Genomic DNA, 22,476 nt, shown 5'->3' with positions numbered 1-22,476 from the left:
CACCGGGCTGTCACCTCCCGCGTGGCATCGTGGTCGGCGTCGCTCTTGCTGCATGGAGGTGTGGTCATGCGAGTGCTGGTGGTCGAGGATCATCGGACGCTGAACGCGTTGATCGCGTCCGGTCTGCGCCGCGAGGCGATGGCCGTCGACACCGCCCTCGACGGTCACGCCGCGCTGGAGCAGCTGGCCGCCACCCGTTATGACGTCATGGTCCTGGACCGCGACCTGCCCGGCCTGGACGGCGACGAGGTGTGCCGGCGCACGGTGGCCGGCGGGGCGGGCACCCGCGTGCTCATGCTCACCGCGGCCGGCACCGTCCGTGACCGGGTCGAAGGGCTCGGCCTGGGCGCCGACGACTATCTGCCCAAGCCGTTCGACTTCGCCGAGCTGGTCGCGCGCGTCCGGGCGCTGGGCCGCCGCAGCGCGCCGGCGCTGCCTCCGGTGCTGGACAACGGTGACCTGACACTCGACCCCAACCGGCGGGTCGCGTCGCGGGCCGGCCGGCGGCTGGATCTCAGCCCGAAGGAGTTCGCGGTGCTGTCGCATCTGCTGGCCGCCGGCGGCCGCGTCGTGTCCGCCGAGGAGCTTCTCGAGCGGGTCTGGGACGACGCGACCGACCCGTTCACCACCACCGTGAAGACAACGATCGCCCGGCTGCGCGGCAAGCTCGGCCAGCCACCCGCCATCCATACCGTCCGCGAGGGCGGCTATCGGATCGGCGAGCGATGACCGGCCCAGCGCCGCGCCGCCGGTTGCGCACCCGCCTCGCGCTGCTGCACGCGGCGTTCGCCTTCGGCTGCGGCGTGCTGCTGCTGGCGTTCGTCAACCTGCCACTGATCAGCACCGGCCACACCACCCCCGTCGACGGGAGCGGCGGCGCCCAGGCCACCAGCAACCTCGGTGAGCTGCTGCGCTACTCCGCCGTCGCGCTGGTCTTCATCGCCGCGCTGTCCGTCGTGCTGGGCTGGTGGATCGCCGGGCGGGCGGTGCGCCCCCTCCAGGTGATCACGTCTTCGGCCCGCGCGATGTCCGCGGACACCCTCGCTGCGCGGATGCGCGTGCCGGCCGCATACCAGGAGTTCGCGGAGCTGGCCGACACGCTCGACGATCTGCTGCGACGGCTGCACGCGTCGTTCACGGCGCAGCGGCAGTTCATCGCCAACGCCTCCCACGAGCTGCGCACGCCGCTCACCGTGCAGCGGACCATGCTGCAGCTGACGCTCACCGACCCGCACGCCACCGACGAGACGCTCCGATCGGCCTGCCACGAGCTGCTGGAGCTCGGCGAGCAGCAGGAGCGCCTGATCGACGCGCTGCTCACGCTGGCGACGGGCTATCAGCCGATCGACCGCTGGGAGCGGTTCGACCTCGCCGACGTGACGCGGACCGTCGTCCTCGGCCACGGGGCGGAGGCCGAGCGGCGCGGCGTGCGCGTCCACACCGTGCTCGCCGCCGCGCCGGTGCTCGGCGACCCGCGCCTGGCCGCGAGCCTCGTGACGAACCTGGTCGGCAACGCGCTGCGGCACAACGTCCTGGATGGGACCGTCGAGGTCGCCACGTCCCCCACGGGACGGCTGACCGTCGGCAACACCGGGCCGCCGATCCCCGCCGCGGAGATCGGGCGGCTGTTCCAGCCGTTTCAGCGCCACGGCACCGACCGCACCGACGACACGGGTGGCCACGGGCTCGGGCTGGCCATCGTCGCCGCCATCGCGCAGGCGCATCACGCTTCGCTCGCCGCGTGCCCCGGGCCGGAAGGAGGGCTCCACATCACCGTCGATTTCCCACCTGTGCCCTGACAAACCGCAGGGCATCGGGGCCGAGCGCTCGCGCCGGCCTCGCACAGGGTCGGTGTCGGCGATAGCCGGGCGCGCTGTCAGAAGGGGCCGCTGCTGGAGGCCGGGACAGCAGCGATCGGATGGCTCGTGGCAGCGCGGCTGCTACGACGGGGCACCCTTGGCGCGGGACCGGCCTGATTGAGGCGGCACGAGAGCCACCTGGTCAATGCGGCACGGGACCGTCCTGGTCGAGGCGACGCGGGAACCGACCTGGTCGAGGCGGCGCGGCGCGGGATCGAGGCTGTGCGGCGAGGAGGTCGGGACCACCCTGCAGGGGATGTGCGGCCACGGCGGCACCGAGGGCAGCGTGGCGGAGCAGGCCGCGGCGGCACCGAGGGCAGCGTGCGGGGCAGGCCGCGGTCGGGGGCGCCGCAAGGTCCGGCATGGGCGCGCTCGTGGTGACGCCGGTGGCTGGGGCCTGGGGGGTCGGCACCGGTGTGCACGGTGGTGCTGGGTGGCTGGGGCCCGGAGGTCCAGCACGGGCGGGCCGTGGTCGGCGTCGGGTGGGGGCGGAAGGTTCGGCATGGGCTCGCGGTGATGCCGCCGGAGGGGCACGGCGTCGAGGACGGTCGGAGTGCCGTGGCGTGTGCGGGTGTCCCGGCTCAGGTGGCTGTCGGCGTGGGGCGCCCTGAAGGACGGCCTTGGGCCGGCGCCTGTGGCAGGGCCGGCCCAAGGGTGTGTCGTTGTGCGGGTGTTACTGCGGCAGGCTGAACTTCTGGGCGCCGCTGCCGTTGCAGTCCCAGATCTGCATCTGGATTCCCTGGGTCGTCGAGCCGTTGGGGTCGTCGAGGCACTTGTTGGACTGCGGGTTGTAGTAGGTGTTGTCGGCGCGGTGGATGAAGACCTGGGCCCCGGTGCTGTTGCAGTCCCAGATCTGGAGCTTGGCGCCGTTGGCGGTGGAGCCGCCCGGGATGTCGAGGCACTTGCCGAACGCGCGGAGGGTGCTGCCCGCCTCGACGTACGTCCACTGCTGCGCACCGGTGCCGTTGCAGCCCCAGAGCTGGACGGGCGTGCCGTTGGCGCTGTTGGAGGAGCGGACGTCCAGGCAGAGGCCGCCGGGACCCTTCACGGCCTTGCCGCCGGTCGGGGGCGGCGTGGTGCCGCCACCGCCACCGCCACCGGCCGTGTACGCCGCGACGTAGTCGACCATCATCGGGGCGCCGGACACGGTGGAGGCGTAGGGGCCGCCGCCGAACGCGGCCGGGAAGCCGCCGCCGATCGCCACGTTGAGGATGATGAAGAAGCCGTGGTGGGTCGCGTTGTTCCAGGTGGTCGCGTCGACCTGGTTGGCGTTGATGGTGAAGAAGTTGTTGCCGTCCAGGTACCAGCGGATCTGCTCCGGCGACGTGCTGCGGTCCTGCTCGATGGCATACGTGTGGTAGCCGCCGTTGCAGCCGCCGCACGGACGCTCGCCGCTGCCGATGCCGGTGGTCTCGTTGCACGGGCCGCCGGGGTTGGTGCCGCAGTGCAGGGCGCCGAAGACGGAGGGCCGGCCGTTGATGTTCTCCAGGATGTCGATCTCGCCGATGCCGGGCCAGCCGGTCGCGCCGGTGCCGCGCGCCGCCGCGCCCAGCATCCAGAACGCGGGCCAGTAGCCGGCGCCGTTGGCGGTGTTGACGTTGGGCTGCGCGATGCGCGCCTCGACCCGCAGCTTGCCGCCTGCCGGTGCGGCGATGTTGGTGCGCTGCGTCTCGATGCGGCCGCTGGTCCAGTTGCCGGCGCCGTCGCGGAGCGGCCTGATGGCGAGGTTGCCGGCACCGTCGAGGTAGACGTTCTGGGTGCTGTTGGTCATGTTCTCGATCTCGCCGGTGCCCCAGTTGCCCGCGCCGCCGGGGTACCCGTGGCCGAGGTCGTAGAGCCAGTTGCCGGTGTTGACACCGGTGTTCGCGGCGCCGTTGAAGTCGTCGGCGAAGATCTGGGTCCAGCCGGACGGAGTGGGCGGCACCGACGCGCCGGCGTCGGGCAGTGCCGCGATCGATGCGGCGGCCACCACTGCCGCGCCGGCGGCGGCGAGCAGCGCGGTGCGGCCGCGGAGCCCGCGGGGTGTGCGTTCTTGTTGGATCTCCACGGTGAGGGTTGCCCTTCTCGAGCAGGAGCGGAGACGGTGCGATTGGCGGTACGCCACACGTTGGCGGACGTGAGAGCGCTCTCAGCATCCTGAGCTACTGGAAAGCTTGTTGTCAATAACTGCAGGTCCGGCAACGCGATCACGCACGACGCGACATGCTCGAAGACCACCGCGGGGCGAAAAAGTGCACCCGCCGCCGGCAGTACCGGCGACGGGTGCGGCGAACGGAGTCGTCAGCGCAGACCGGCGCGCCTGGCGACGGTGATCAGCTTGCCGGGGTCGTCGGAGATGATGCCGTCGACGCCGAGGGCGATGGCACGGTCCATCGTCGGCTCGTCATCGATGGTGTACGGCACGACCTTCAGCCCGTCCCGGCGGTGCAGGACGTCGACGGTCGGGCCGTGGAAGTAGGCCGGGTTCTGCCGCAGGTACCAGTCGTCGGACACGACGGTGCCCTGCGCGGGGTCGTGCACCTGCCAGTTGGCGGAGACGGTCGACGCGCCGCTCGCCTTCACCAGTTTGCCCAGGTCCCGGTACTTCCACCAGTCGAGCGTGCCGGTCCACGGGCTCTTCACCGACGGGTTGCCGTAGACCGCCTGCAGCGAGCACTCGTCGGCGAGAGTGGCGCACTCGGCGGGGCCGTACTGCCAGACCAGCGCGACGGTCTCGATCCTCGGGTTCAGCGCGCGCGACAGCTGGATGGTCCGCCAGTCGAAGGACTGGATGGTGACGCGGCGGTCCAGGCCGGCCTTCGAGATCGCGGTGACGAGCCGGATGGTGAAAATCCAATACGGCTCGGTGTCGGCGACGGTCGGGCTGATCTTCGTCTCGATGTTGAGCCGGATGTCGTCGCGGCCGCTGGACTTGACGACGGCGAAGAGCTCGTCGAGCGTCGGGATCCGCTCGCCGGGCGCCGAGGCGTTGCCGCAGTCGACCGTCTTCACCTGGGCGAGGGTGAGGTCGTGGATCGACTTGCCGATGTACGGGAACAGCGGGTCGCCCGGACGGACCGGCGCGGTGTCGCGGCAGTGGGAGCCGTTCAGCGAGCGGTCGTGGCTGACGACGAGCACGCCGTCCTTCGTGACGCCGGTGTCGAGCTCCAGGGTGGAGATGTCGGCGTTGCCCAGCGAGTTACGGAACGCGGCCAGGGTGTTCTCCGGCCGGGTCGCCTTGCCGCCGCGGTGCGCCTGGATGTCGAAGGGTGACTTGGTACCGCGCGGCAGCGTGAAGCCGCGCTGGGCGGCGACGGTCCGCAGGCGGTCCGGGTAGTCGGTGATGATGCCGTCGACCCCGTCGTCGATGAGCTTGTTCATCGTGGCCGGGTCGTCGACGGTCCACGGGATCACCTTGATGCCGTTGGCGTGCGCGTGGCGCACCATCGCCGCCGTGACGTACGGCTGGTAGCCTGCGTCGGTGACCTTGCCGTTCTGCGGGAAGCCGTGCACCGGCGAGAAACTCGTCACGCCGATGGATTTCACGGCCGCGATGGGGTCGCCGCCGAAGTCGTCGATGTCGAGGCCGCCCAGCCACGGCGAGGCGCCCGGCTGGCCGGTCTGCAGGAAATCGCGGTTGGTCAGCGCGACCAGCGCGAGGCGCGGCTCGACCTCGCGGAAGCGGCGCAGCGCGCCCCAGTCGAAGCTCTGGATCGTGACCCGGCGCAGCAGGCCGGCGGCGCGGATCTCGCGCGCGGCGACCTGGACGAACTGCTCGCGCGGCGCGGTCTCCTGCGGCGCGCCGGCCTCGACCTTCGTCTCGAGGTTGAACTTGACCTCGTCGTTGCCGTAGCGGGCGACGAGGTCGAACACCTCGTGCAGCAGCGGCATCCGCGAGCCGGGGGTGAGCAGCTGACCCGGGTGCTCGGGCAGGCCCTTGCTGCCGCAGTCGAGCGTGCGGACCTGCTCGAGGGTCAGGTCCTTGATGAATTTCCCGACGTACGGGAACACGGGATCGCCCGCGGCGACCGGCGCGGTGTCGAGGCACTTGGCGCCGCTGACGCGACGGTCGTGGGTGACGACGGCCTGGCCGTCGGCGGTGATCTGGATGTCGAGTTCGAGGGTGGTGACGCCGAGCCGCAGCGCGTTGCCGAACGAGCTCAGCGTGCTCTCGCTGCGCAGGCCGAGGCCGCCGCGGTGGGCCTGGATGTCGAAGGACGCCTTGCGGTGTGCCGCCGCGGGCGTGGCCACCGCCAGTGGAAGGAGAAGGCCGGCCGCGATCGCGGCGGCCGACCATCGAGACATGGACATGCCGGGCACGTTGCCAACGTCAGGCGGCGCGAGGCGGGGCGGAGGTTGACGGGTCCGTGAACGCCGGGCGTACAAGCTTTCACGGCGTCCGGACAGTCCAGTGCCGGAGCTTCTCGGGGTTGAGCACCGCCCAGATGTGCCGGACCCGGTCCCCCGTCACGTCGAACGCCAGGACCGCCGCGACCGCGCCGTCGACCTCGGCGACCAGGCCGGGCTGGCCGTTGACGGTCCGTTCGGCGAGCCGGAACCCGGTGCGGACCGCGAAGAACCGGGCCACCTCCACTGCCCCCACGACGGGGCGCGGTGCCGCGTTGACGAGGCCGCCGCCGTCGCCGGTCGCGGTGACCGCCGGGTCGAGCAGGCCGATGAGCGCGTCGACGTCCGCGGCCTCCCACGCCCGCCGGAACGCCCGCACCACGCCGGCGCGGTCGCCCGCCGGCGGTGCGGCCTCGCGGTGCTCGCGGATGCGCCGGCGGGCGGACGACGCGAGCTGCCGGCACGCCGCCGGGCTGCGGCCGACGATCCCGGCGACCTCCGCGAACGGGTACTGGAACACGTCGTGCAGCACGAACGCGACCCGCTCCGCGGGCGTCATCGCCTCCAGCACCACGAGGAACGCCATGCTGACCGACTCGTCGAGGGTGACCCGCTCGGCCGGGTCGGGCGCGGCGCCGTCGGGCCGCCCGCCGATCCACTGTGGACGGCCGGGCAGCGGCTCGGGAATCCACTCCCCGACGTATCGCTCGCGCCGCATCCGCGCCGACCCGAGCAGGTCCAGGCAGATCCGTCCGGCGACGGTCGTGAGCCACGCCGCCGGGTTCTGGATGGACTCCTGTTGGTGTTCGCTCAAGGTGTACCAGCGTGCGTAGGTCTCCTGGACCACGTCCTCGGCGTCCGCGAGCGATCCCAGCAGGCGGTACGCGAGGTCCGTCAACCTGCGCCGCTCGGTCATCACCGGTTCCATGTGGCCCCCTTCCGTTCACCTCCAGTGTCGACGAGACAGCCCCGCGGATTGTGAGCCTCACATGCCGGCCGCCGGCTTCGTCGTACATGAGCAGCCAACGACAAAGGGAGCAACGACATGCAGCCCGTGAACGCCGCCGTCGTCTACTACAGCGCGACCGGCACCGTGCACGCCCTCGCGGCGGCCGTGGCGGAGGGAGCCGAGAAGGCCGGCGCGACCGTCCGGCTCCGAAAGGTCGCGGAGACCGTGCCGGAATCCATCATCGGAGGGAATCCGGCGTGGGCCGCGCACGTTTCGGCGAGTGCCGACGTTGCCGGGGCGACGCTGGACGACCTGGACTGGGCCGACGTGGTGCTCTTCGGCACGCCGACCCGCTTCGGCAACGTGTCCGCGCAGCTGAAGGCATTCATCGACAGCACCGGGCCGCTGTGGTTCAGCGGCGGGCTCGCCGGGAAGGTGTACACGGCGTTCACCGCGTCGAACACCGCCCACGGCGGCCAGGAGTCCACCCTCCTCGCGCTCGCCAACGTGTTCTACCACTGGGGCGGCATCATCGTGCCGCCCGGCTACACGGACCCGATCCAGTTCAGGTCGGGCAACCCGTACGGCACCTCGCACGTGACCGGCGACGGCCCGCCCGGCGACGTCGTGCTGCAGGCGGCCCGGCACCAGGCCCGCCGCGCCGTGGAGACCGCCGCCGCACTCAAGGCGGGCCGGTTGCCGGAAAACGGCGTGCGGGCATGATCGTCGTGGCGGACACTGGCGAGCGTGAAGCTTGCTGAAGCGCTTGCGCTGCGCGCCGACGCGGCGCGCCGGGTCGAACAGCTGCGCGCCCGCATCACGGGCAGCGCCCGGTTTCAGGAGGGTGAGACGCCCGCCGAGGACGCGGCCGCGCTGCTCGCCGAGGCGGGCGCCGTCCTCGACGAGCTCGAGTCGCTGATCCGGCGGATCAACCGCACCAACGCCGCCACGCCGCTCGGCGACGGCACGCTCACCGACGCTCTCGCCCGGCGGGACGTGCTGCGCCTGCGGCACAGCGTGGTGACGGCCGCGGCGAGCGCCGCCGCGGGTGAGGGCCAGCGCGGCTACCGGCAGCTGCGCTCGGAGCTGAAGATGCTGTCGGCGCTGCCGGTCGCCGAGCTGCGCGCCGAGGCCGACGACGTGGCGCGGCAGCTGCGCGAGGTCGACACCGCCGTGCAGCGCACGAACTGGGAGGCCGACCTCCTGGACTGACCGGGGTTTGGACGCGAAGCAGGTAGCCGTCGTGGAGGCGTGCACGACCCGAGAGCCGACGGGCAATTCGGCTCCTCTTCTGGCGTGCCGCGGGCAGGCGCGGGGGTTCGACTCCCCGGCAGACAACGCACGCCCAGCACAGCGCACAGGTGACGAGGCACGGAGCACGGCACACCACCGGGTGCAGATCCACGACGGCGAGGGCGGGCAAGGGGCACTTCGCGTCTCCGGGCGGCTTTCCGCGGCGGCTGTTGCGCTGCTGGCAGCTTCCCGCGGCGACTGTTGCGCCGTGGGGTGGCTTCCCGTGGCGGCCAGTGCGCTGCTGGGTGGCTTCCCGCGGCGACTAATGCGCTGCTGGGTGGCCGATTTCCCGGAGCAGCCAGGCGACGGCGTCGTCGGGGCTGTCCATCACCGGGTACGTCGGGCCGCCGTCGGGAGCGGTGACCGCCCAGCTGCCGACGGCGACGAGCGGCCGCCCGAGCCGCATCGCGAAGCCGATCTCACTCAGTGTCCCCCACCCACCACCGACCGCGATGAGCCCGTCGGCGGTCCTGGCGATGAGCCCGTTGCGCAGCTCCCCCAGGCCGGTCGGCAGCGCCACGGTCAGGAACTGGTTGCCCTCGCTCCGGTCCCCGCCGGGGAGGAGGCCGACGGTGAGGCCGCCCCGCTCGTGCGCGCCGCGGCACGAGGCCCGCATGACCCCGCCCAGCCCGCCGGAGAGGACCACCGCGCCCGCCTCGGCGAGCAGCGCCCCGACCTGCTCGGCGACGCGTTCCTGCTCTCCGGTCGCCCGCCCTGCCCCGATCACCGCCACATAGGGTCCCCGCACGTCGGCGACGCTACCCGCCTTTCGCCGCCGTTTCACACCGATCGCGCGAGCTCGGCGAGGCGGGTCCAAGCGGGTGACGACGCGCCGGCGGCGAGGGCGGCGAGGCGGGTGATGTCCGGGTCGGCGCCGGTGGAGGGCTCGCCGGACGGGTACCGCTGGGCGTGCCAGCGGCGCGCGCGGGCGGCGAGGCCCGGCAGGGACGGGTCGTCGGGTGGGGCGTCGAACGCGGCGTCGTACGCGAGGTAGATCGCCTGGAACTCGGGGTCGTCGAGGGCGTCGAGCTTGTCGGTGATCCAGCCGTCCGCCTGCCGCGGCGAGACGGCGTGCAGCAGCACCCAGATGTCGCGCTCCAGCAGGACTGCGCGGTCGCTCACCCCGAGCGCGCGCAGCCGGTCGAGGTAGGCGGCGACCTCCTCGCTGACGAACAGGCGGTCGCCGGTCCGCAGCTGGGCGACGCGGTCCCGGCTGCGTTGGATTTTCTCGGCCTGGCGGCGCAGGTCGTGGTCGATCTCGGCGATCGCCGCGGCGAACTCCGTGGGGCCCGCGGCGAGGAGTTCCTTGACGCGGGCGAGCGGCACGCCCGCGTCGGCCAGGGTCTTGATCTGCACGAGCTGGATGGCGTGGGCGGCGGTGTAGCGGCGGTACCCGGACTCGTCGCGGGACGGCTCGGGCAGCAGGCCGCGCGCGTGGTAGTGGCGGACGGCCTTGATGGTCACGCCCGCGTAGTCGGCGAGCCGGCCGATGGTGAGCAGGTGCCGTTCGTCGCTCATGCCCCGCATCCTGTCAGCGCGGACCGGGCCGTCGGTGGCCCGGCGTCCTGTCAGCGTGGACCGGCCCGTCAGCGCCCGGCATCCTGTCAGCGCGGACCGGCCGTCAGCGCCCCGCATCCTGTCAGCGTGGACCGGGCCGTCAGCGCCCCGCATCCTGTCAGCACCGACCGGGCCGTCAGCGCCCGGACAGGACGCGGCGGGTCATGCGGCCGCCCGAGCAGCGGTGGGTGGGGCCGTCCGGGCCGTCGCCGTGGTACGACACGAGGTACTGGCGCGACGTCAGGTCGAGGTCGCCGAGCGGCAGGCCGGCGGGTGCGAACAGGTCGGCGCCGACCGGCTCGTACCGCAGCGGCGGGACCACGAACGGGCCGCCCACGAACCCCGCGAACGTGGCCTCCTGCACGGCGTCGGCGGGTTCGTAGGTGATCCGCTCCTCCAGCTGCCCGTCCACGACGCTGACCTCGATGCGCAGCTGGTCCGACCGGTAGGTGCCCACGTAACGCGACAATGCAACGTCTGTTGGATTCAGGGCCACCGGAGCGGCCGGCAGCAGCGACGACAGCAGCGCGTCGTGCAGCGACAGGGCCCGCGCGTCGTTGCCGTACGCGGCGAACACCAGGCCCTCCGAGGGCGCGACGGCGAGCACCGCGACCCCGCCCGGCGACGCCCCGGACATCGTCAGCACGGTCGTGCCGCCCAGCTCGCGCACCAGCCAGCCCATCCCGACCGGCGGCACGTTCGGCGTGCCCAGGTCGTGGGCGACCGTGCGCATCAGCTCCGCCGACCGGGCCGAGATCGCCGGTGTACCGCCGCCGGCGAGATGCGCCCGGCCCAGCGCGAGCAGGTCCCCGACGGTCCCGATCGGCGTGCCGCCGGCCGGTGCCCACGTCGCGGGGAGCGTGAACATGCCGGTGGTCCGCACCGCGCCGGTGATGGGGTCGGCGAAGTGCCCGACCGCGGTGCCGCGCAGAATCGCCTCCTCCGCGGACGCGCACGCGTCGGTCATGCCCGCCGTCGCGTACACCTCCCGCCGCAGCAGCTCGTGATACGGCGTCCCGGTAACGACTTCCAGCATCCGCCCGGCGACAATCATGCCGCCGTTGGAATAGCTGACGAGCTCGCCCGGCTCGAACAGGGTCCCGCACTGCCGCCCCAGCCCGTCCAGGTAGATCCGCAGCGCATCGGGGCCGCACCCGGCCGGGAAGAACAGGTCGGCGTCGATCCCGCTGGTGTGTGTCAGCAGGTGCCGCACGAGGATCCGGCCGGCCGCACCGGGCGTGGTGAGCGTGAACTCCGGCAGGTACGTCACGACCGGCGCGTCCAGGTCGACGGCGCCGAGCTCGACCTGCCGCAGCACGAGCATGGTCGTCATCACCTTCGTGATGGAGCCGAAGAGGAACCGGGTGTCGCCGCGCATCGGCGCGCCGGTGGCGGCGTTGGCCACCCCGTGCGCGACGATGTGCTGCCCGCCGGCGTGGTCGACGCCGGCGACGTAGCCGGGGATGTTCGTGGTGTCGCAGAAGGCCGCGATCCGCTCGCTGATGTGCGCCATGTCGGTCATGCCGCCCATCGTCGGACCCTGCCCCTGGGTCAAGGTCAAGCCCGCGTTCAGCCCTGTTGCGTCGGCACGACGATGATCTCGGCCAGGTTCACGCGGGCCGGTGCGGCCGTCGCGTAGGCGATCGCGTCGGCGATGTCCTCCGGCGTGAGCACCTCGATCGAGTCGCGCCACTGGGCGAGCTGGTCGCGCTGGGCGGTGTCGCGCATGCCGTCGCCGAGCTCGGTGAGCACGAAGCCCGGTTCGACGTTCTTGACCCGGACGCCGCGCGGGCCGAGCTCCGCCCGCAGGTTGCGGGTGAGGTGCGCGACGGCGGCCTTCGTGGCCGTGTAGACGCTGTAGTTCGGGAAGACCATGTGCCCGCCCACGGACCCGACGTGCACGAGGTCCGCCGGCCGGCCGTCCGCGGCCGCCGCGAGCAGGTCGTCGATGAACGCGCGGCCCGTGTGCAGCAGTCCGCTGACGTTCGTCGTGATCATCTCCTGCCACTCGGCGGTCTGCGCGGCCTCGAACGGCGCGGCGAGCATGACCCCCGCGTTGGCCACGACGAGGTCCACCCGGCCGAACGCCTCGCGGATCGTGGCCGCGGCGGCCCGCATCGCGTCGAGGTCGCCGACGTCCGCGGCGACCGGCAGCGCGCTGCCGCCGATCTCGGCGGCGAGGTCCTTGAGGCGGCTCTCCCGCCGCCCGACGAGCGCGACGGCCGCGCCGCCGTCCGCGAGGCGCTTCGCGGTAGCCGCGCCGATGCCGCTGGTCGCTCCGGTGACGACGGCGACCCTGTTGGTGTTTGTCATGCCTCCACCGTCGGCGCCTCGGCACAATCCATCCAGGACGGGATTTACCTGGGAGTACCACGGCCAGGCAACCGCCGTCCGAGCCGCCTACGCTGGACGGATGCACAGCGACAACCGGCTCGGCGAGTTCCTGCGGGCGCGCCGCGAGGTGACCCGGCCCGAGGACTTCGGCCTGCCCGAACCGGCCCGCCGCCGCACCCCCGGCCTGCGCCGGGAGGAGGTCGCCCTGCTCGCCGGGGTCAGTGCCGACTACTACGTGCGGCTCGAGCAGGGCCGCGAGAAGCACCCGTCGGACCAGGTGATCGATGCCCTGGCTCGCGTGTACACACTGAACGACGAAGGCATCGCGCACCTGCGGGAGCTGGCCCGCCCGGCATCCCGACCGCGGCGCCGCCCGCGCCAGCCGGAGCGGGTCAGCGCGCACCTGCTACGCCTGCTGGACCTGTGGACCGAGACGCCCGCCATGGTGGTCGGCCGCCACCTGGACGTCCTCGCGAACAACGCCCTCGCCGCGGCCCTCAACCACTGCTCGGTCAAGGGCCAGAACCAGGTCCGCGCCGTCTTCCTGGACCCCGCCACCCGCCGGATCTACGCCGACTGGCCGAAGGTCGCCGCCGAGACCGTCGCCAGCCTGCGCGCCACCGCGGGCGCCGACCTCGACGACCCCCGCCTCACCGACCTCGTCGGCGAGCTGTCCCTGAAGAGCGAGGACTTCCGCCGCCTGTGGGCCCGTCACGACGTGGCCGCGAAGACCGCCGGCACGAAGCGCTTCGTCCACCCGATGGTCGGGGAGTTGACCCTGTCGTTCGAGACCTTCACCGTCAACGGCGCCCCCGGCCAGCAGTTGCTCGTCTACCACGCCGAGCCCGCCAGCCCGTCCGCCCAGGCGCTGCGCCTGCTCACCACCATGACCACCGACCTGCCCACCACCGTCCCGGCCTAGGACGGGGCGGCGTGGAACACTTCTTCCGCCCGGTCCGCGACGAGTTCCTCGACCCGGCCGCTCCGCCCGCGAGCTCGCTCGTGCAGGTGAGCGCCCTGGTGCACCCCGCGTTCCGCGTGGAGGTCGACGCCCTCGCGACCGTCTGACGCGGCTGTTAATCCCCGGCCGAGTGGATATTCTCGTGGCATGGATCTCGGGACGGGTGGCGGGACAGCGTGGCCGATCCGGTCGGCGCCGGCTCCGGTGGACCGGTTGACGCTCGTGGACAGGGTCGACGCCGGCGACTGGGCCGTCGAGCTCCCGCGACCCGTCTTCCTGCGCAAGGGTGAACAGGTGTGGGTGGACGGCGACGCGGTCTGCGTCGGCCGGCCGGACGGGGACGTCGTCCGGCACGAAGGCAGCGGCTATTGGATTTGTCGGTAGAAGCTGCGCGGCGCCGAGGTCAGTTGTAGAAGGTGCTGCTGCCGTAGTGCAGCGAGGTGCCGTCGAGGATGACGGGGTGGCCTGGCGGGAGCGGGGTGCCGTCCAGGGCGGGGATCGTGATCCCGGTGAGGTCGGGCGGGCAGAAGTCGTCCTCGTCGTCGGAGACCGTGGCGAGCAGGTCGATGCTGACGTCGAGCCGGCCGTCGCGGTACACCTGCAGCGCGCAGGAATCGGTCCAGCTCGGGTTGACGTCCAGGGTGTCCAGGACGCGCAGCAGGTCGGCGTGGTCGCTGAGGACGAACCAGTCGGTGGCCGTGTCGTTGTTGTTCACCATCGAGGTGCGGCGGACGACGTACCAGCTGTACATGGCCAGTACGGTAGCGCCGTGGACCTCGAGGGACTGCGGCAGGCGGCGGAGGCCGGTGATGCGGGGGCGGCGCGGGAGCTCGGGCACCGCCTGTGCGTGCTGGAAGGGGCGTCGTCGCTCGAGACGCCGGACGACGTGCCCGAGGCGGAGGGGTGGCTGCGGCGCGCGCTGGCGGCCGAGCCCGCCGACCCGGTGACCGCGACCCTGCTCGCGGGGCTGTTGCTGCGGCAATTCCGCACCGTGTTGGAATTTTCGCCACTGTACGACGGCACCGGCGACCGACAGGCCTGGCTACGCAGCCTGTGGGGGCGCCGCGCCGAGGCGTTCGAGCTGTACGGCCGGGCGCTGGACGCCGACCCGGCGCACGCGGCCGCCGCGAACGGAATGGCGCTGCTGGTCCTGGACGAGTCCACGACCGACGACTTCGTCTGCTACACCGGCGAGGACGAGCCCGAGGACCTCGACGCGCAGGACCCCGCCTGGCGGGCGGAGGCGGCGCGCCGGCTCCGGGCGCTGCTGGCGCTGCGGCCGCGGGACACGATGGCCGCGGCGCACCTGGCCGCGGTCCTCGGCGAGCCTTCACCCAGCCGGAAGGAGGTGCCAGGCGGAGCCGCCGAAGATCGTTAGGGCGTGCGGATGGCGCGGGCGGACGAGGAGAGCACTGCGGCCGGGATCTACGGCGTCATCGTCAGCGCCGCCGTCATGGCCGCGTCGCACGCCCACACCGCGGCCGCCACCGCCGTCGCGGTCGTGGTGACGCTGCTCGTGTACTGGAGCGCGGAGCGCTACGCGCGGCTGGTCGCCGAACGGATCCACGAGGGGCACCGCCCGGCGTGGGCGGCGGTGCGCCGGCAGCTCGCGAGCGGCTGGGAGATCGTGACCGCCTCGGCGCTGCCGGTGGCGGTGCTCGTCGCGGCCGACCTGGCGGGCCACTCGCAGCTGTGGTCCGTGGTCGCCGCCCTGGTCTGCTCCACGCTGCTGCTGTGCCTGGCAGGCTGGGAGATCGGCCGGCACGGGCGCCTGAGCCGCGGCGAGCGGGTGGTGTCGGCGGCCGTCGCCGGCAGCTTCGGCGTCGCGCTGATCGTCCTGAAGACGTCCCTGCACTGACGCCGCGGTGTGCCGGTCCGGCGCTCGGAGCGGCCGGACCGGCGGGGCGTCAGAGTGAACAGTTCTCCGTGAGGACATCCGCGGGCTGCAGGTCGTCGGGGTCGAACCGGGTCCGCCAGGTCTTGCCGTCCTCGAAGGTGATCTCGACCTCGTGCTCGGCGACGAACCGGGCGGACTTCACCCTGATCTCCGGGGTGTCACCGAAGGTGGCCTCGACGCAGATGAGAGGGCGGGCGGACTCGCGGGTCAGGATGCCGTCGGGGCGACCCACCCGGAGCTGCTGACGGAAGATGATGTCCGACTCCTCCAGGCTGACGAGCTGGAACCTGCCGCTCGGCGAGGCCGCGAGCACGGTGCGGTCCCAGTGAGGGTCGACCAGCAGGGCGAGAAGGAAGCCGCCGACCGCGACGATCAGGGTCAGCACGGCGCTGACGACCCCGACCGTGATGGCGGCGGCCTTGTTACGGATGAGCAGCACGGCGACGGCCCCACCGGCGAGCGGCGCCAGCGTGAGGACACCGGCGAACCAGTACCCGCCGAAGCCGAACACCACGAAGTGCCACGGGTTCCAGGCGGCCAGGGCGGAGCCGAGGATGAGGGCGGCGGACACGGCGATGACCGCGAGGGCCGCGCGGACACGGACACGGCTGAGCGGGGCTATAGGTGCGCGAGGCGTTGTGAACGAGCTCATGCGCGCGATCGTCGTCAGTGCCGCCCGAGCACGCCGCCATCAGTCGTGATCATGACAGAAAGCGGCGGACCATACCGGCGGCGAGAGGGGCGTCGGTGAAGGCGCCCGCGGCGAGTCTGGCGGCGACGGTACGACGGACCATGGCGTCCGCCACGGACGGGAAGTGGCGGGCGACGGCCATTTCGAAGCGGCCGCGGCGGGTCGTGGCGACCGCGCGGGGCGCCTTGCGGGCGGTGGCGGCGCGCACGATCGCGGTGACGACCCCGTCGGCCGGCTCCAGCCTGGACACGCCCTGCAGCGACAGGCCGGCGGCGGCGGTCGTGTCGTGGATCGGGGAGGCGACCATGCTCGGATAGACCACGCTGACCCCGACGTGGGTGCCGACCTCGAGGCGCAGCGCGTCGGCGTATGCGACGAGGGCCCGCTTGCTGACGCCGTACGCGGCCGCGAGGGGCAGCGGCAGCACGGCCATCCTGCTGGCGACGAACACGACCCTGCCGCGGGCCGCCTCGAGGGCCGGCATGGCGGCGGCGGTCGTGCGCCACGCGGCGAGGAGGTTGACCTCCAGCTGCCGGGCGACGACCTCGTCCGGCGGCAGCTCGGCGGGTGCGGGACCGCCGACGCCGGCGTTGTTGACGAGCAGGTCGAGGCCGCCGAGCCGGTCGACGGCCGCGGCGACGGCGCCGGGGACCGCGGTGGCGGAGGTGAGGTCGCAGGCGAGGACGGGCACCGGCCCGTCGACGGCGACGAGGTCGATGCCGACGACGGCCGCGCCCGCCGCCGTGAACCGCTCGCCGAGGAGCTTTCCGAACGTGCCGTTGGCGCCCGTGACGACGACCCGCCGCCCTCGCAGCGCGCTCACGTGCCCGCTCCGCCGTCGGGCGCCTGCCGCGCACCACCGTCTGCTCGCATCTCGCCGCCTTCTGCCCGTGTCTCGCCACCGTCTGCCCGGATCGGACCGCTGGGCGCTGGATTCTGGGTGGCCGCCGCGCGTTTGCGGCCGGTGGCCAGTTCGCGGGCGGCGAGGTCGAGGTAGGCGTCGAAGTCGATCCGCATCGCCGGGCGGCGCTCACCCCATCTGTCCCGTGCCGCGCGCAGCTCGGCGGCGCAGTCCTGGCGCTGCGCGGCGAGCGGTGGCAGCGCGTAGGTGCCCGCGAGGTGCCCCGCGACCAGCCTGGCCTGGGCCTCCACGACCGGCAGCGCGGCGCCGGTCGACTGCATCAGCCCGACGAACATGAGGCCCGGCGCGTCGAGGTGGAACACGTGCCGGTAGAGCGGCAGCCGGTCCGCGCCCTCGCCGAGCAGCGCCGGGTCGAGGAACGGCACGTCGACGCGGTAGCCGGTACACCAGACGACGACATCGACGGAATCCCTGTTGCCGTTGGAAAAAATCACGTCATCGCCGTCGAAACGGTCGATCGCCGGGCGCACCTCGATCTCGCCGTGGGTGATGCGCGGCAGGAGGGCGTCGGACAGCGTGGGGTGGTCCTGCAGGAAGCCGTGGGCGGGGGCGGGCAGGCCGTACCGTTGCGGCGGCCCGACGGCGAGCCGCAGCATCGTCTGGCTGATGCGCTGCCGGGCCCGCCACGGGAGGCGCTTCGCGAGCGCGCCGTTGAGGGTGTCGGACGGGCGGCCGAACAGGTACTTCGGCACGATCCAGACGCCGCGGCGCACCGACAGCAGGGTGCGCGTGGCGGCGTGCGAGGCGTCGACGGCGATGTCCATCGCGGAGTTGCCGCCGCCGACGACGAGCACCCGGCGGCCCTGCAGCTGCTCGGGCCCGCGGTAGTCGTGGCTGTGCAGCTGGGTGGCGGTGAGGTCGCCCGGGTGCGGCGGGTCGGGCAGCCGGGGCACGGTGTTGTGCCCGCTGGCGACGACGACGGCGCCGGCCGTCACCTCGACCGTCCCTTGTGGACCTTGCGCCGTGACTTCCCAGGTGCCGTGCCGCGTCTGGTATACGCGGGTCACGACGTGCCGGTGGCGGATCTGTTCGTCGAGGCCGAACGTGCGGGCGTAGTCGGCGAGGTACGCCGCGACGCTCGCGTGGCCGGGGTAGTCGGGCCAGCCGGCCGGCATCGGGAAGTCGGCGAACTCGGTGCGGGTGCGGCTGGTGTTGAGGTGCAGCGTCCGGTACGCCGACGAGTGCGGGCCGCCGAGCACCCACAGCCCGCCAGGCCGGTCACCGGCGTCGAAGCAGATCGCCGGCACCCGCGCGTCGGCGAGGGCCTTGAGCGTGGCGAGCCCGGCCGGCCCGGCACCGATGACCACCACCCTGTATTCCAACACGCGTTGGATTCTGCGCGCCGGTCACCGGGGGCGTCAAGGCTGCCCGTACATGCGGTCCAGCCAGCGGTGCACGAACGCCCGCAGCGCGAACCGGGAGTCCTCGGTGACCTCGCCGTGCAGCGCCGTCACCGTGTGGGCGTGCACGGCCCAGATGAGGCTGCGCACCGCGAGGTGCGGCTGCGGCTCGTGCAGCACCCCGGCCCGGTGCGCGGCGGCCAGGACCGCCTGCACCTGCTCGTACAGCGGCGTCGAATACTGCTCGTCGACGCCCGCGTGCCGGTCGGGGTCCAGCCACCGGCGCAGCCACAGGCCGGTGGTCTCGGGCCGCTCCTGCAGGAAGTCGACGAACGCGTCGAGGACGCGGTGCAGCCCCTGCATGTCGTAGGCGCCCTTGATGACCGGCTCCAGGGCGCTGCGCTCGGCCTCGAAGACCGCCGCGAAGCACGCCTGGTAGAGCGCGGCCTTGCTGCCGGCGTGGTGGTGGACCGTGGCGACGTCGACGCCCGCCGCCTCCGCCACGGCCCGGACGCTCACCGCGTCGAAACCGTGGCGCGCGAACAGCTTGGTCGCCGCCCGCACGATCACCTCACGGGTGCCTGCCATGTCTGCCGCGCGGGGCCGCCCGGGGCGCCGGCGCGTGCTGTTCAGATCGTCCATCGTCGCCTATTATCCATCGCACGTTGGATTACGGGAGCGTGGTTCATGTCGAACGTCCGGCTGCCGCTACGCGGTCTCATCCCGTTCGCGACCGGCTCCGTCGGCATGGGCGTGTGGGTCACCGTGCCCGGCCTGCTCCTGCTGTACTTCCTCACCGACGTCCTCGCCGTCGCGCCGCTGCTCGCGGGTTTCGTCCTGCTGGCACCGAAGATCCTCGACGTCGTCCTGCACCCGTGGGTCGGCCGGCTCTCCGACGCCGACCTGGCCCGCCGCGGCCACCGGCGCCGGCTCATGCTGGCCGGCAGCGCGCTCGCCGTCGCGTTCGCCGCGCTCTTCGCGGTCCCCGGCCTGCGCGGCGCTCCGGCGGGGCTGTGGGTCGCGGTCGCGTTCATCGCCGGCAACCTCCTCTTCGCCGCGTACCAGGTCCCCTACCTTGCCACTCCCGCGGATCTGCGCATCGACTACCACGAGCGCACCCGCCTGATGGGCTTCCGCATGGTGGTCCTCACCGTCGGCATCCTGCTCAGCGGCGTGGCCGCCCCCTTGCTCGCCTCCCTGCTCGGCTACGCCTGGATGGGCCTGCTGCTCGGTGTCGCCATGTTCGCCGCGATGCTGGTCGGCATCGTCGGCGTCCGACGACTTTCGGCAGCCGCTCCGGTACAGCCTGCCGCGGGCACGCGGCACGGGCTGCTGGCCTCGCTGCGGGACCGGCAGTTCCGCACCCTGGTCGCGTCCTATCTGGCGATGTCGACCACGACGCACCTGGTCCTCGCCGCCGTGCCCTACTTCGCTGAGTACGAGCTGGGCCGTCCCAAGCTCACCACCGTCCTCGTCGCCGCCTTCGTCGCCCCGGCGATCCTCGCCACGCCGATCTGGGTGGCCGTCGCCCGCCGGATCGGCAAGCAGCGCGGCCTGCTCGTCGCCCAGGTCGCGTTCGTCGCCGGCTCTCTCGTGCTCGCCCTCGGCGGCACCGCGGGCCTGCCCCTGATCGTCGCGGCGGTCGCGGTCCTGGGCGTCGCGTTCGCCGCCATGCAGCTGCTGCCCTTCTCGATGCTCCCCGACGTCATCGCCGCCTCCGGCCCCGACGGCACGACCCGCGCGGGCGGCTACACCGGTGTCTGGACCGCGGCGGAGGCGACCGGCGGCGCGCTGGGGCCTTATGTGTACGCGGCCTGCCTCGCCCTCGGCGGCTTCGCGGCCAGCGCCGCCGGCGAGCACGTCACCCAGACGCCGTCGGCCCTCGCCGCGGTCCGCTACGGCTTCGCCCTCGTCCCGGCCGCCCTCATGACCGTGGCCGTCCTGCTCCAGCGCCGGTACAGCCTCGACGCGGACCACTGACACACCTCGCGTGCTGTGGATGTGCAACCCTTTGCGGGCCGACGACGTCAGGAACAGTGCGTCGGCGTGACGTGATCACGCACCCGGAGGTGACCGCTGTGACCGGACTGTCGCGCAGGCGCCTGCTCGGCGCCGGGCTCGCCGCGACCGGCACGGCCCTCGTCGCGGGCGGCTCGGCGGGTCCGCCGCTCCCTCCGGCTCCGCACCGCGGCCCCCAGTCCGTCCCCGGGGCGGCCGCCGCCACGCAACCCTCGCCCCCGGCGCCGTCGCCCTCGCCGATGCCGGCGCTGGACCGGCCGGTGTTCACGCTGGAGGAGTACCGCAAGCTGAGGCCCGGCCCGCCCTTCCCGGCGAACGCGGTGGCCCTGACCATCGACGACGGCCCGCACCCCAGGTGGACGCCGAAGGTGCTCCGGCTGCTGGACCGCTACCACGTGCCGGCGCTCTTCTGCCTCATCGGCAACCAGGTACTCGGCCACGAGAACGTCGCCAAGGACCTCGTCGCCGCGGGCCACCACGTCGCCAACCACACGTGGAGCCATCCGGCGAAGCTCGCCCAGTTCGACCCGGGCCGCGTACAGCAGGAGATCGACCGCGCGCAGGACAAGATCTACTCGACCACCGGCAAGCTGCCGACCATCTTCCGATCCCCCGGCGGTGCCGTCTCCCCCGCCGTCCTCGCCGCCGCGGCCCAGGCCCGGATGCTGCCCATCAACTGGACCAACGACCCCCGCGACTGGACCCAGCCCGGCACCCGCTCCATCACCGACCACCTCCTCGCCGCCCGCCCGGGCCAGATCCTGCTCTGCCACGACGGCGGCGGCGACCGCGCCCAGACCTGCGCCGCACTGGAGACCGTCATCCCCGCGCTGCAGGCCCGCGGCTACCAGTTCGTCATCCTCGACTGAACCCGAGCACCGCCTCGACCACCGTGTCCAGCGGCGCGACCGTGTCGACCGCGAGGTGCGGATCGGTCCACGGCGCGTACGCGAGGGCCTCGACGTGCGCCCACGTCGGCTCCGGCAGGTGCCGCAGCCCCCGCCGCCGGCCTTCCAGACGCCGGCGGTGCTCCTGCCGGTCCGAGCACGTGAGCACCACGAACCGCAGCCCCGACCCGGCCCGCGCCGCCGCACCGCGCCACGTCTGCCGGGCGGGTTCGCTGTCGTTGACGGCGTCGACCACGACGACCCGGCCCAGCGCCAGGTTCTGTTCGGCGAACGCCCTGGTCACCTCGTACGCCGCGACGCCCGTCTCCCACCCCGCGGCCAGCCCGGCGCCGAGCATCGCGTCCTCGGCCTCGTCGATGGACAGCTGCACCGCGCCCAGCCCGGCGGCAACGCCCGCGGCCACGGCACTCTTCCCGGTCCCCGGCAATCCAGATACGACGATCAGCACACCGCATCGTCGCAGAACTGACGCCGGGCGGCTCGCTCGATGCGCCCTGTGTCGTGCGTCACATGGTGGTGATGTCGAGCTTGACCTGCGCGCCCCGACCTCCAGGTGACAGCGTCGGTACCACAAGGAGGAGCGATCCATGCGGAAGATCATTTACTGGGTGCACACGTCGGTCGACGGGTTCATCGACGGGCCGAACGGGGAGTTCGACTGGCCGACCATGGGCCCGGGGCTGTCGGCGTACTCCGAAAGCCTCGACCAGCGGGTCGACACACTGCTCTTCGGGCGGCCCGTGTGGGAGATGATGGTCGCCTTCTGGCCTGACGCGGAGTCGATGACGGACGACCCGCACGTCACCGCCTTCGCCCCGTTCTGGCGCGCGACCCCGAAGATCGTCTTCTCCCGGACGTTCGAGGGCGACGCGTGGACCAGCCGCGTCATCAGCGACAACCTGCGCGACGAGGTGCTCGCGCTCAAGGCGGAGCCCGGCGCCGACCTCCTGCTGACCGGCGGTGCGTCGCTCGCCGCCGCCCTGACGGACCACGGCCTCATCGACGAATACCACGTGGCGGTGCACCCGGTCGTCCTCGGCGGTGGCCGCCGCCTGTTCGCGGAGCCGAAGCAGCGCCTCAACCTGCGCACCGTCACCTCCACCCTCGTGGACGGCGTCATCCCCGTGACGCACTACGAGCCGTCCGCCTGAACCACCCCCGACCCGCGCCGTCGACCATGGAAAGTCCCGCGGTCGCGGCTACCGCGCCCCGAAGCCAGCGCGGCCGCAACGCCAGCGGGGGCGAACGGACCCCGGCGGCCACCGGAAACGCCTGCAAGCTGCGGTCCGCCGCCACTGTCTCGTCGGTCGCCACCGCCACGCCAGGCGGGGCCGGGCCAGGCTCGGCGCCGATCACCACCACATCGGCTCCACGAGCCATATCCGACACGCCAGTAATATGTCACACACCACTGACGACC

25 protein-coding genes are annotated in these 22,476 nt (G+C 72.9%); 12 read left to right on the top strand and 13 right to left on the bottom strand.

Features of this window, described 5'->3' with window-relative positions:
• The first annotated feature begins 66 nt into the window (after positions 1-66).
• A complete protein-coding gene (locus tag AB0I21_RS20825; RefSeq protein ID WP_360563300.1) occupies positions 67-729 on the top strand; it encodes a response regulator transcription factor in 663 nt (220 codons plus the stop codon).
• On the top strand, positions 726-1,799 hold the full coding sequence (locus tag AB0I21_RS20820) for a HAMP domain-containing sensor histidine kinase (protein ID WP_360563299.1): 1,074 nt from the start codon (positions 726-728) through the stop codon (positions 1,797-1,799). The genes AB0I21_RS20825 and AB0I21_RS20820 overlap by 4 nt, the downstream gene beginning before the upstream one ends.
• A gap of 733 nt (positions 1,800-2,532) precedes the next feature.
• Here AB0I21_RS20820 and AB0I21_RS20815 read toward each other — a convergent pair.
• The 3 genes from AB0I21_RS20815 to sigJ all read right to left on the bottom strand — a co-directional run bounded on the left by AB0I21_RS20815 (position 2,533) and on the right by sigJ (position 7,113).
• A complete protein-coding gene (locus AB0I21_RS20815; protein ID WP_360563297.1) occupies positions 2,533-3,906 on the bottom strand; it encodes a ricin-type beta-trefoil lectin domain protein in 1,374 nt (457 codons plus the stop codon).
• Positions 3,907-4,139: 233 nt separating this feature from the next.
• The gene (locus AB0I21_RS20810) at positions 4,140-6,149 is read right to left on the bottom strand and encodes a glycerophosphodiester phosphodiesterase family protein (RefSeq protein ID WP_360563296.1); all 2,010 of its coding nucleotides are present in this window, start codon (positions 6,147-6,149) and stop codon (positions 4,140-4,142) included.
• Between the two features lie 79 nt (positions 6,150-6,228).
• Entirely contained in the window at positions 6,229-7,113 is an 885-nt protein-coding gene (gene sigJ / locus AB0I21_RS20805) for an RNA polymerase sigma factor SigJ (protein WP_360563294.1), read from the bottom strand.
• Between the two features lie 117 nt (positions 7,114-7,230).
• Between sigJ and wrbA the strand changes: the two genes are divergently transcribed.
• The gene (gene wrbA, locus AB0I21_RS20800) at positions 7,231-7,857 is read left to right on the top strand and encodes an NAD(P)H:quinone oxidoreductase (RefSeq protein ID WP_360563292.1); all 627 of its coding nucleotides are present in this window, start codon (positions 7,231-7,233) and stop codon (positions 7,855-7,857) included.
• A gap of 24 nt (positions 7,858-7,881) precedes the next feature.
• Positions 7,882-8,346, top strand: coding sequence for a DIP1984 family protein (locus AB0I21_RS20795; protein ID WP_344509744.1), 465 nt, complete (start codon positions 7,882-7,884; stop codon positions 8,344-8,346).
• A gap of 343 nt (positions 8,347-8,689) precedes the next feature.
• Here AB0I21_RS20795 and AB0I21_RS20790 read toward each other — a convergent pair whose 3' ends face one another.
• The 4 genes from AB0I21_RS20790 to AB0I21_RS20775 form a co-directional block, all read right to left on the bottom strand.
• On the bottom strand, positions 8,690-9,175 hold the full coding sequence (locus tag AB0I21_RS20790) for a TIGR00725 family protein (RefSeq protein ID WP_360563289.1): 486 nt from the start codon (positions 9,173-9,175) through the stop codon (positions 8,690-8,692).
• Between the two features lie 32 nt (positions 9,176-9,207).
• Complete coding sequence (locus AB0I21_RS20785; protein ID WP_360563287.1) at positions 9,208-9,945, bottom strand: MerR family transcriptional regulator; 738 nt, start codon at positions 9,943-9,945, stop codon at positions 9,208-9,210.
• A 175-nt stretch (positions 9,946-10,120) separates the two neighbouring features.
• Complete coding sequence (locus tag AB0I21_RS20780; protein WP_360563285.1) at positions 10,121-11,506, bottom strand: serine hydrolase domain-containing protein; 1,386 nt, start codon at positions 11,504-11,506, stop codon at positions 10,121-10,123.
• A 47-nt stretch (positions 11,507-11,553) separates the two neighbouring features.
• Positions 11,554-12,297 carry an SDR family oxidoreductase gene (locus tag AB0I21_RS20775; protein WP_360563283.1) on the bottom strand — a complete coding sequence of 248 codons (744 nt, stop codon included), beginning with the start codon at positions 12,295-12,297 and terminating at the stop codon, positions 11,554-11,556.
• A gap of 100 nt (positions 12,298-12,397) precedes the next feature.
• Here AB0I21_RS20775 and AB0I21_RS20770 point away from each other — a divergent pair, with 100 nt between their 5' ends.
• From AB0I21_RS20770 to AB0I21_RS20760, 3 genes are read left to right on the top strand one after another with little or no spacing between them, the layout of a single operon-like run.
• Positions 12,398-13,240 (top strand): helix-turn-helix transcriptional regulator, encoded by an 843-nt coding sequence (locus AB0I21_RS20770; protein WP_360563281.1) that lies wholly within the window; start codon positions 12,398-12,400, stop codon positions 13,238-13,240.
• An 11-nt stretch (positions 13,241-13,251) separates the two neighbouring features.
• Complete coding sequence (locus AB0I21_RS20765) at positions 13,252-13,386, top strand: RidA family protein (RefSeq protein ID WP_360563280.1); 135 nt, start codon at positions 13,252-13,254, stop codon at positions 13,384-13,386.
• 40 nt (positions 13,387-13,426) lie between these two features.
• Positions 13,427-13,663 (top strand): hypothetical protein, encoded by a 237-nt coding sequence (locus AB0I21_RS20760; RefSeq protein ID WP_360563279.1) that lies wholly within the window; start codon positions 13,427-13,429, stop codon positions 13,661-13,663.
• A gap of 19 nt (positions 13,664-13,682) precedes the next feature.
• Here AB0I21_RS20760 and AB0I21_RS20755 read toward each other — a convergent pair whose 3' ends face one another.
• The gene (locus AB0I21_RS20755) at positions 13,683-14,030 is read right to left on the bottom strand and encodes a hypothetical protein (RefSeq protein ID WP_360563277.1); all 348 of its coding nucleotides are present in this window, start codon (positions 14,028-14,030) and stop codon (positions 13,683-13,685) included.
• Between the two features lie 18 nt (positions 14,031-14,048).
• Here AB0I21_RS20755 and AB0I21_RS20750 point away from each other — a divergent pair, with 18 nt between their 5' ends.
• On the top strand, positions 14,049-14,657 hold the full coding sequence (locus AB0I21_RS20750) for a hypothetical protein (RefSeq protein ID WP_360563275.1): 609 nt from the start codon (positions 14,049-14,051) through the stop codon (positions 14,655-14,657).
• A gap of 9 nt (positions 14,658-14,666) precedes the next feature.
• Positions 14,667-15,137 (top strand): hypothetical protein, encoded by a 471-nt coding sequence (locus AB0I21_RS20745; RefSeq protein ID WP_360563451.1) that lies wholly within the window; start codon positions 14,667-14,669, stop codon positions 15,135-15,137.
• A gap of 49 nt (positions 15,138-15,186) precedes the next feature.
• On the opposite strand, the gene AB0I21_RS20740 is transcribed toward AB0I21_RS20745, so the two are convergent.
• Genes AB0I21_RS20740 through AB0I21_RS20725 form a run of 4 tightly spaced genes read right to left on the bottom strand, consistent with a single transcriptional unit; the run spans position 15,187 to position 18,771 of the window.
• On the bottom strand, positions 15,187-15,828 hold the full coding sequence (locus AB0I21_RS20740) for a hypothetical protein (protein WP_360563274.1): 642 nt from the start codon (positions 15,826-15,828) through the stop codon (positions 15,187-15,189).
• 49 nt (positions 15,829-15,877) lie between these two features.
• Positions 15,878-16,690 (bottom strand): SDR family NAD(P)-dependent oxidoreductase, encoded by an 813-nt coding sequence (locus tag AB0I21_RS20735; protein ID WP_360563273.1) that lies wholly within the window; start codon positions 16,688-16,690, stop codon positions 15,878-15,880.
• The gene (locus AB0I21_RS20730; protein ID WP_360563272.1) at positions 16,687-18,114 is read right to left on the bottom strand and encodes an NAD(P)-binding domain-containing protein; all 1,428 of its coding nucleotides are present in this window, start codon (positions 18,112-18,114) and stop codon (positions 16,687-16,689) included. Before AB0I21_RS20730 ends, AB0I21_RS20735 begins: the two co-directional genes overlap by 4 nt.
• 33 nt (positions 18,115-18,147) lie before the next feature.
• On the bottom strand, positions 18,148-18,771 hold the full coding sequence (locus AB0I21_RS20725; RefSeq protein ID WP_344509720.1) for a TetR/AcrR family transcriptional regulator: 624 nt from the start codon (positions 18,769-18,771) through the stop codon (positions 18,148-18,150).
• Between the two features lie 45 nt (positions 18,772-18,816).
• On the opposite strand from AB0I21_RS20725, the gene AB0I21_RS20720 reads away from it, so the two are divergent.
• Entirely contained in the window at positions 18,817-20,109 is a 1,293-nt protein-coding gene (locus tag AB0I21_RS20720; RefSeq protein ID WP_360563270.1) for an MFS transporter, read from the top strand.
• Positions 20,110-20,207: 98 nt separating this feature from the next.
• Complete coding sequence (locus AB0I21_RS20715; RefSeq protein WP_360563269.1) at positions 20,208-21,017, top strand: polysaccharide deacetylase family protein; 810 nt, start codon at positions 20,208-20,210, stop codon at positions 21,015-21,017.
• On the opposite strand, the gene AB0I21_RS20710 is transcribed toward AB0I21_RS20715, so the two are convergent.
• Positions 21,004-21,645 carry an AAA family ATPase gene (locus AB0I21_RS20710; protein ID WP_360563267.1) on the bottom strand — a complete coding sequence of 214 codons (642 nt, stop codon included), beginning with the start codon at positions 21,643-21,645 and terminating at the stop codon, positions 21,004-21,006. The two genes, AB0I21_RS20715 and AB0I21_RS20710, sit on opposite strands and share 14 nt — an antisense overlap.
• Here AB0I21_RS20710 and AB0I21_RS20705 point away from each other — a divergent pair.
• Positions 21,644-22,207, top strand: a complete 564-nt coding sequence (locus AB0I21_RS20705; RefSeq protein WP_360563266.1) for a dihydrofolate reductase family protein — start codon at positions 21,644-21,646, stop codon at positions 22,205-22,207. The two genes, AB0I21_RS20710 and AB0I21_RS20705, sit on opposite strands and share 2 nt — an antisense overlap.
• The last annotated feature ends 269 nt before the right edge of the window (positions 22,208-22,476 follow it).

It is taken from the genome of Dactylosporangium sp. NPDC050588 (genome assembly GCF_040654975.1).
Classification (GTDB): Bacteria; Actinomycetota; Actinomycetes; order Mycobacteriales; family Micromonosporaceae; genus Dactylosporangium; species Dactylosporangium maewongense.
The sequence above is the reverse complement of the archived record's forward strand: the minus strand, read 5'-3'. Positions and strand labels throughout refer to the sequence as shown.

What these genes read in the sequence shown, in the direction of transcription:
- wrbA (WP_360563292.1), top strand. Translation starts at nt 7,231, where the DNA reads ATGCAGCCCGTGAACGCCGCCGTCGTCTACTACAGCGCGACCGGCACC.
- AB0I21_RS20725 (WP_344509720.1), bottom strand. Translation starts at nt 18,771, where the DNA reads ATGGACGATCTGAACAGCACGCGCCGGCGCCCCGGGCGGCCCCGCGCG.
- sigJ (WP_360563294.1), bottom strand. Translation starts at nt 7,113, where the DNA reads ATGGAACCGGTGATGACCGAGCGGCGCAGGTTGACGGACCTCGCGTAC.
- AB0I21_RS20745 (WP_360563451.1), top strand. Translation starts at nt 14,667, where the DNA reads ATGGCGCGGGCGGACGAGGAGAGCACTGCGGCCGGGATCTACGGCGTC.
- AB0I21_RS20780 (WP_360563285.1), bottom strand. Translation starts at nt 11,506, where the DNA reads ATGACCGACATGGCGCACATCAGCGAGCGGATCGCGGCCTTCTGCGAC.
- AB0I21_RS20775 (WP_360563283.1), bottom strand. Translation starts at nt 12,297, where the DNA reads ATGACAAACACCAACAGGGTCGCCGTCGTCACCGGAGCGACCAGCGGC.
- AB0I21_RS20755 (WP_360563277.1), bottom strand. Translation starts at nt 14,030, where the DNA reads ATGTACAGCTGGTACGTCGTCCGCCGCACCTCGATGGTGAACAACAAC.
- AB0I21_RS20810 (WP_360563296.1), bottom strand. Translation starts at nt 6,149, where the DNA reads ATGTCCATGTCTCGATGGTCGGCCGCCGCGATCGCGGCCGGCCTTCTC.
- AB0I21_RS20820 (WP_360563299.1), top strand. Translation starts at nt 726, where the DNA reads ATGACCGGCCCAGCGCCGCGCCGCCGGTTGCGCACCCGCCTCGCGCTG.
- AB0I21_RS20770 (WP_360563281.1), top strand. Translation starts at nt 12,398, where the DNA reads ATGCACAGCGACAACCGGCTCGGCGAGTTCCTGCGGGCGCGCCGCGAG.
- AB0I21_RS20705 (WP_360563266.1), top strand. Translation starts at nt 21,644, where the DNA reads ATGCGGAAGATCATTTACTGGGTGCACACGTCGGTCGACGGGTTCATC.
- AB0I21_RS20720 (WP_360563270.1), top strand. Translation starts at nt 18,817, where the DNA reads ATGTCGAACGTCCGGCTGCCGCTACGCGGTCTCATCCCGTTCGCGACC.
- AB0I21_RS20760 (WP_360563279.1), top strand. Translation starts at nt 13,427, where the DNA reads ATGGATCTCGGGACGGGTGGCGGGACAGCGTGGCCGATCCGGTCGGCG.
- AB0I21_RS20710 (WP_360563267.1), bottom strand. Translation starts at nt 21,645, where the DNA reads ATGGATCGCTCCTCCTTGTGGTACCGACGCTGTCACCTGGAGGTCGGG.
- AB0I21_RS20740 (WP_360563274.1), bottom strand. Translation starts at nt 15,828, where the DNA reads ATGAGCTCGTTCACAACGCCTCGCGCACCTATAGCCCCGCTCAGCCGT.
- AB0I21_RS20825 (WP_360563300.1), top strand. Translation starts at nt 67, where the DNA reads ATGCGAGTGCTGGTGGTCGAGGATCATCGGACGCTGAACGCGTTGATC.
- AB0I21_RS20785 (WP_360563287.1), bottom strand. Translation starts at nt 9,945, where the DNA reads ATGAGCGACGAACGGCACCTGCTCACCATCGGCCGGCTCGCCGACTAC.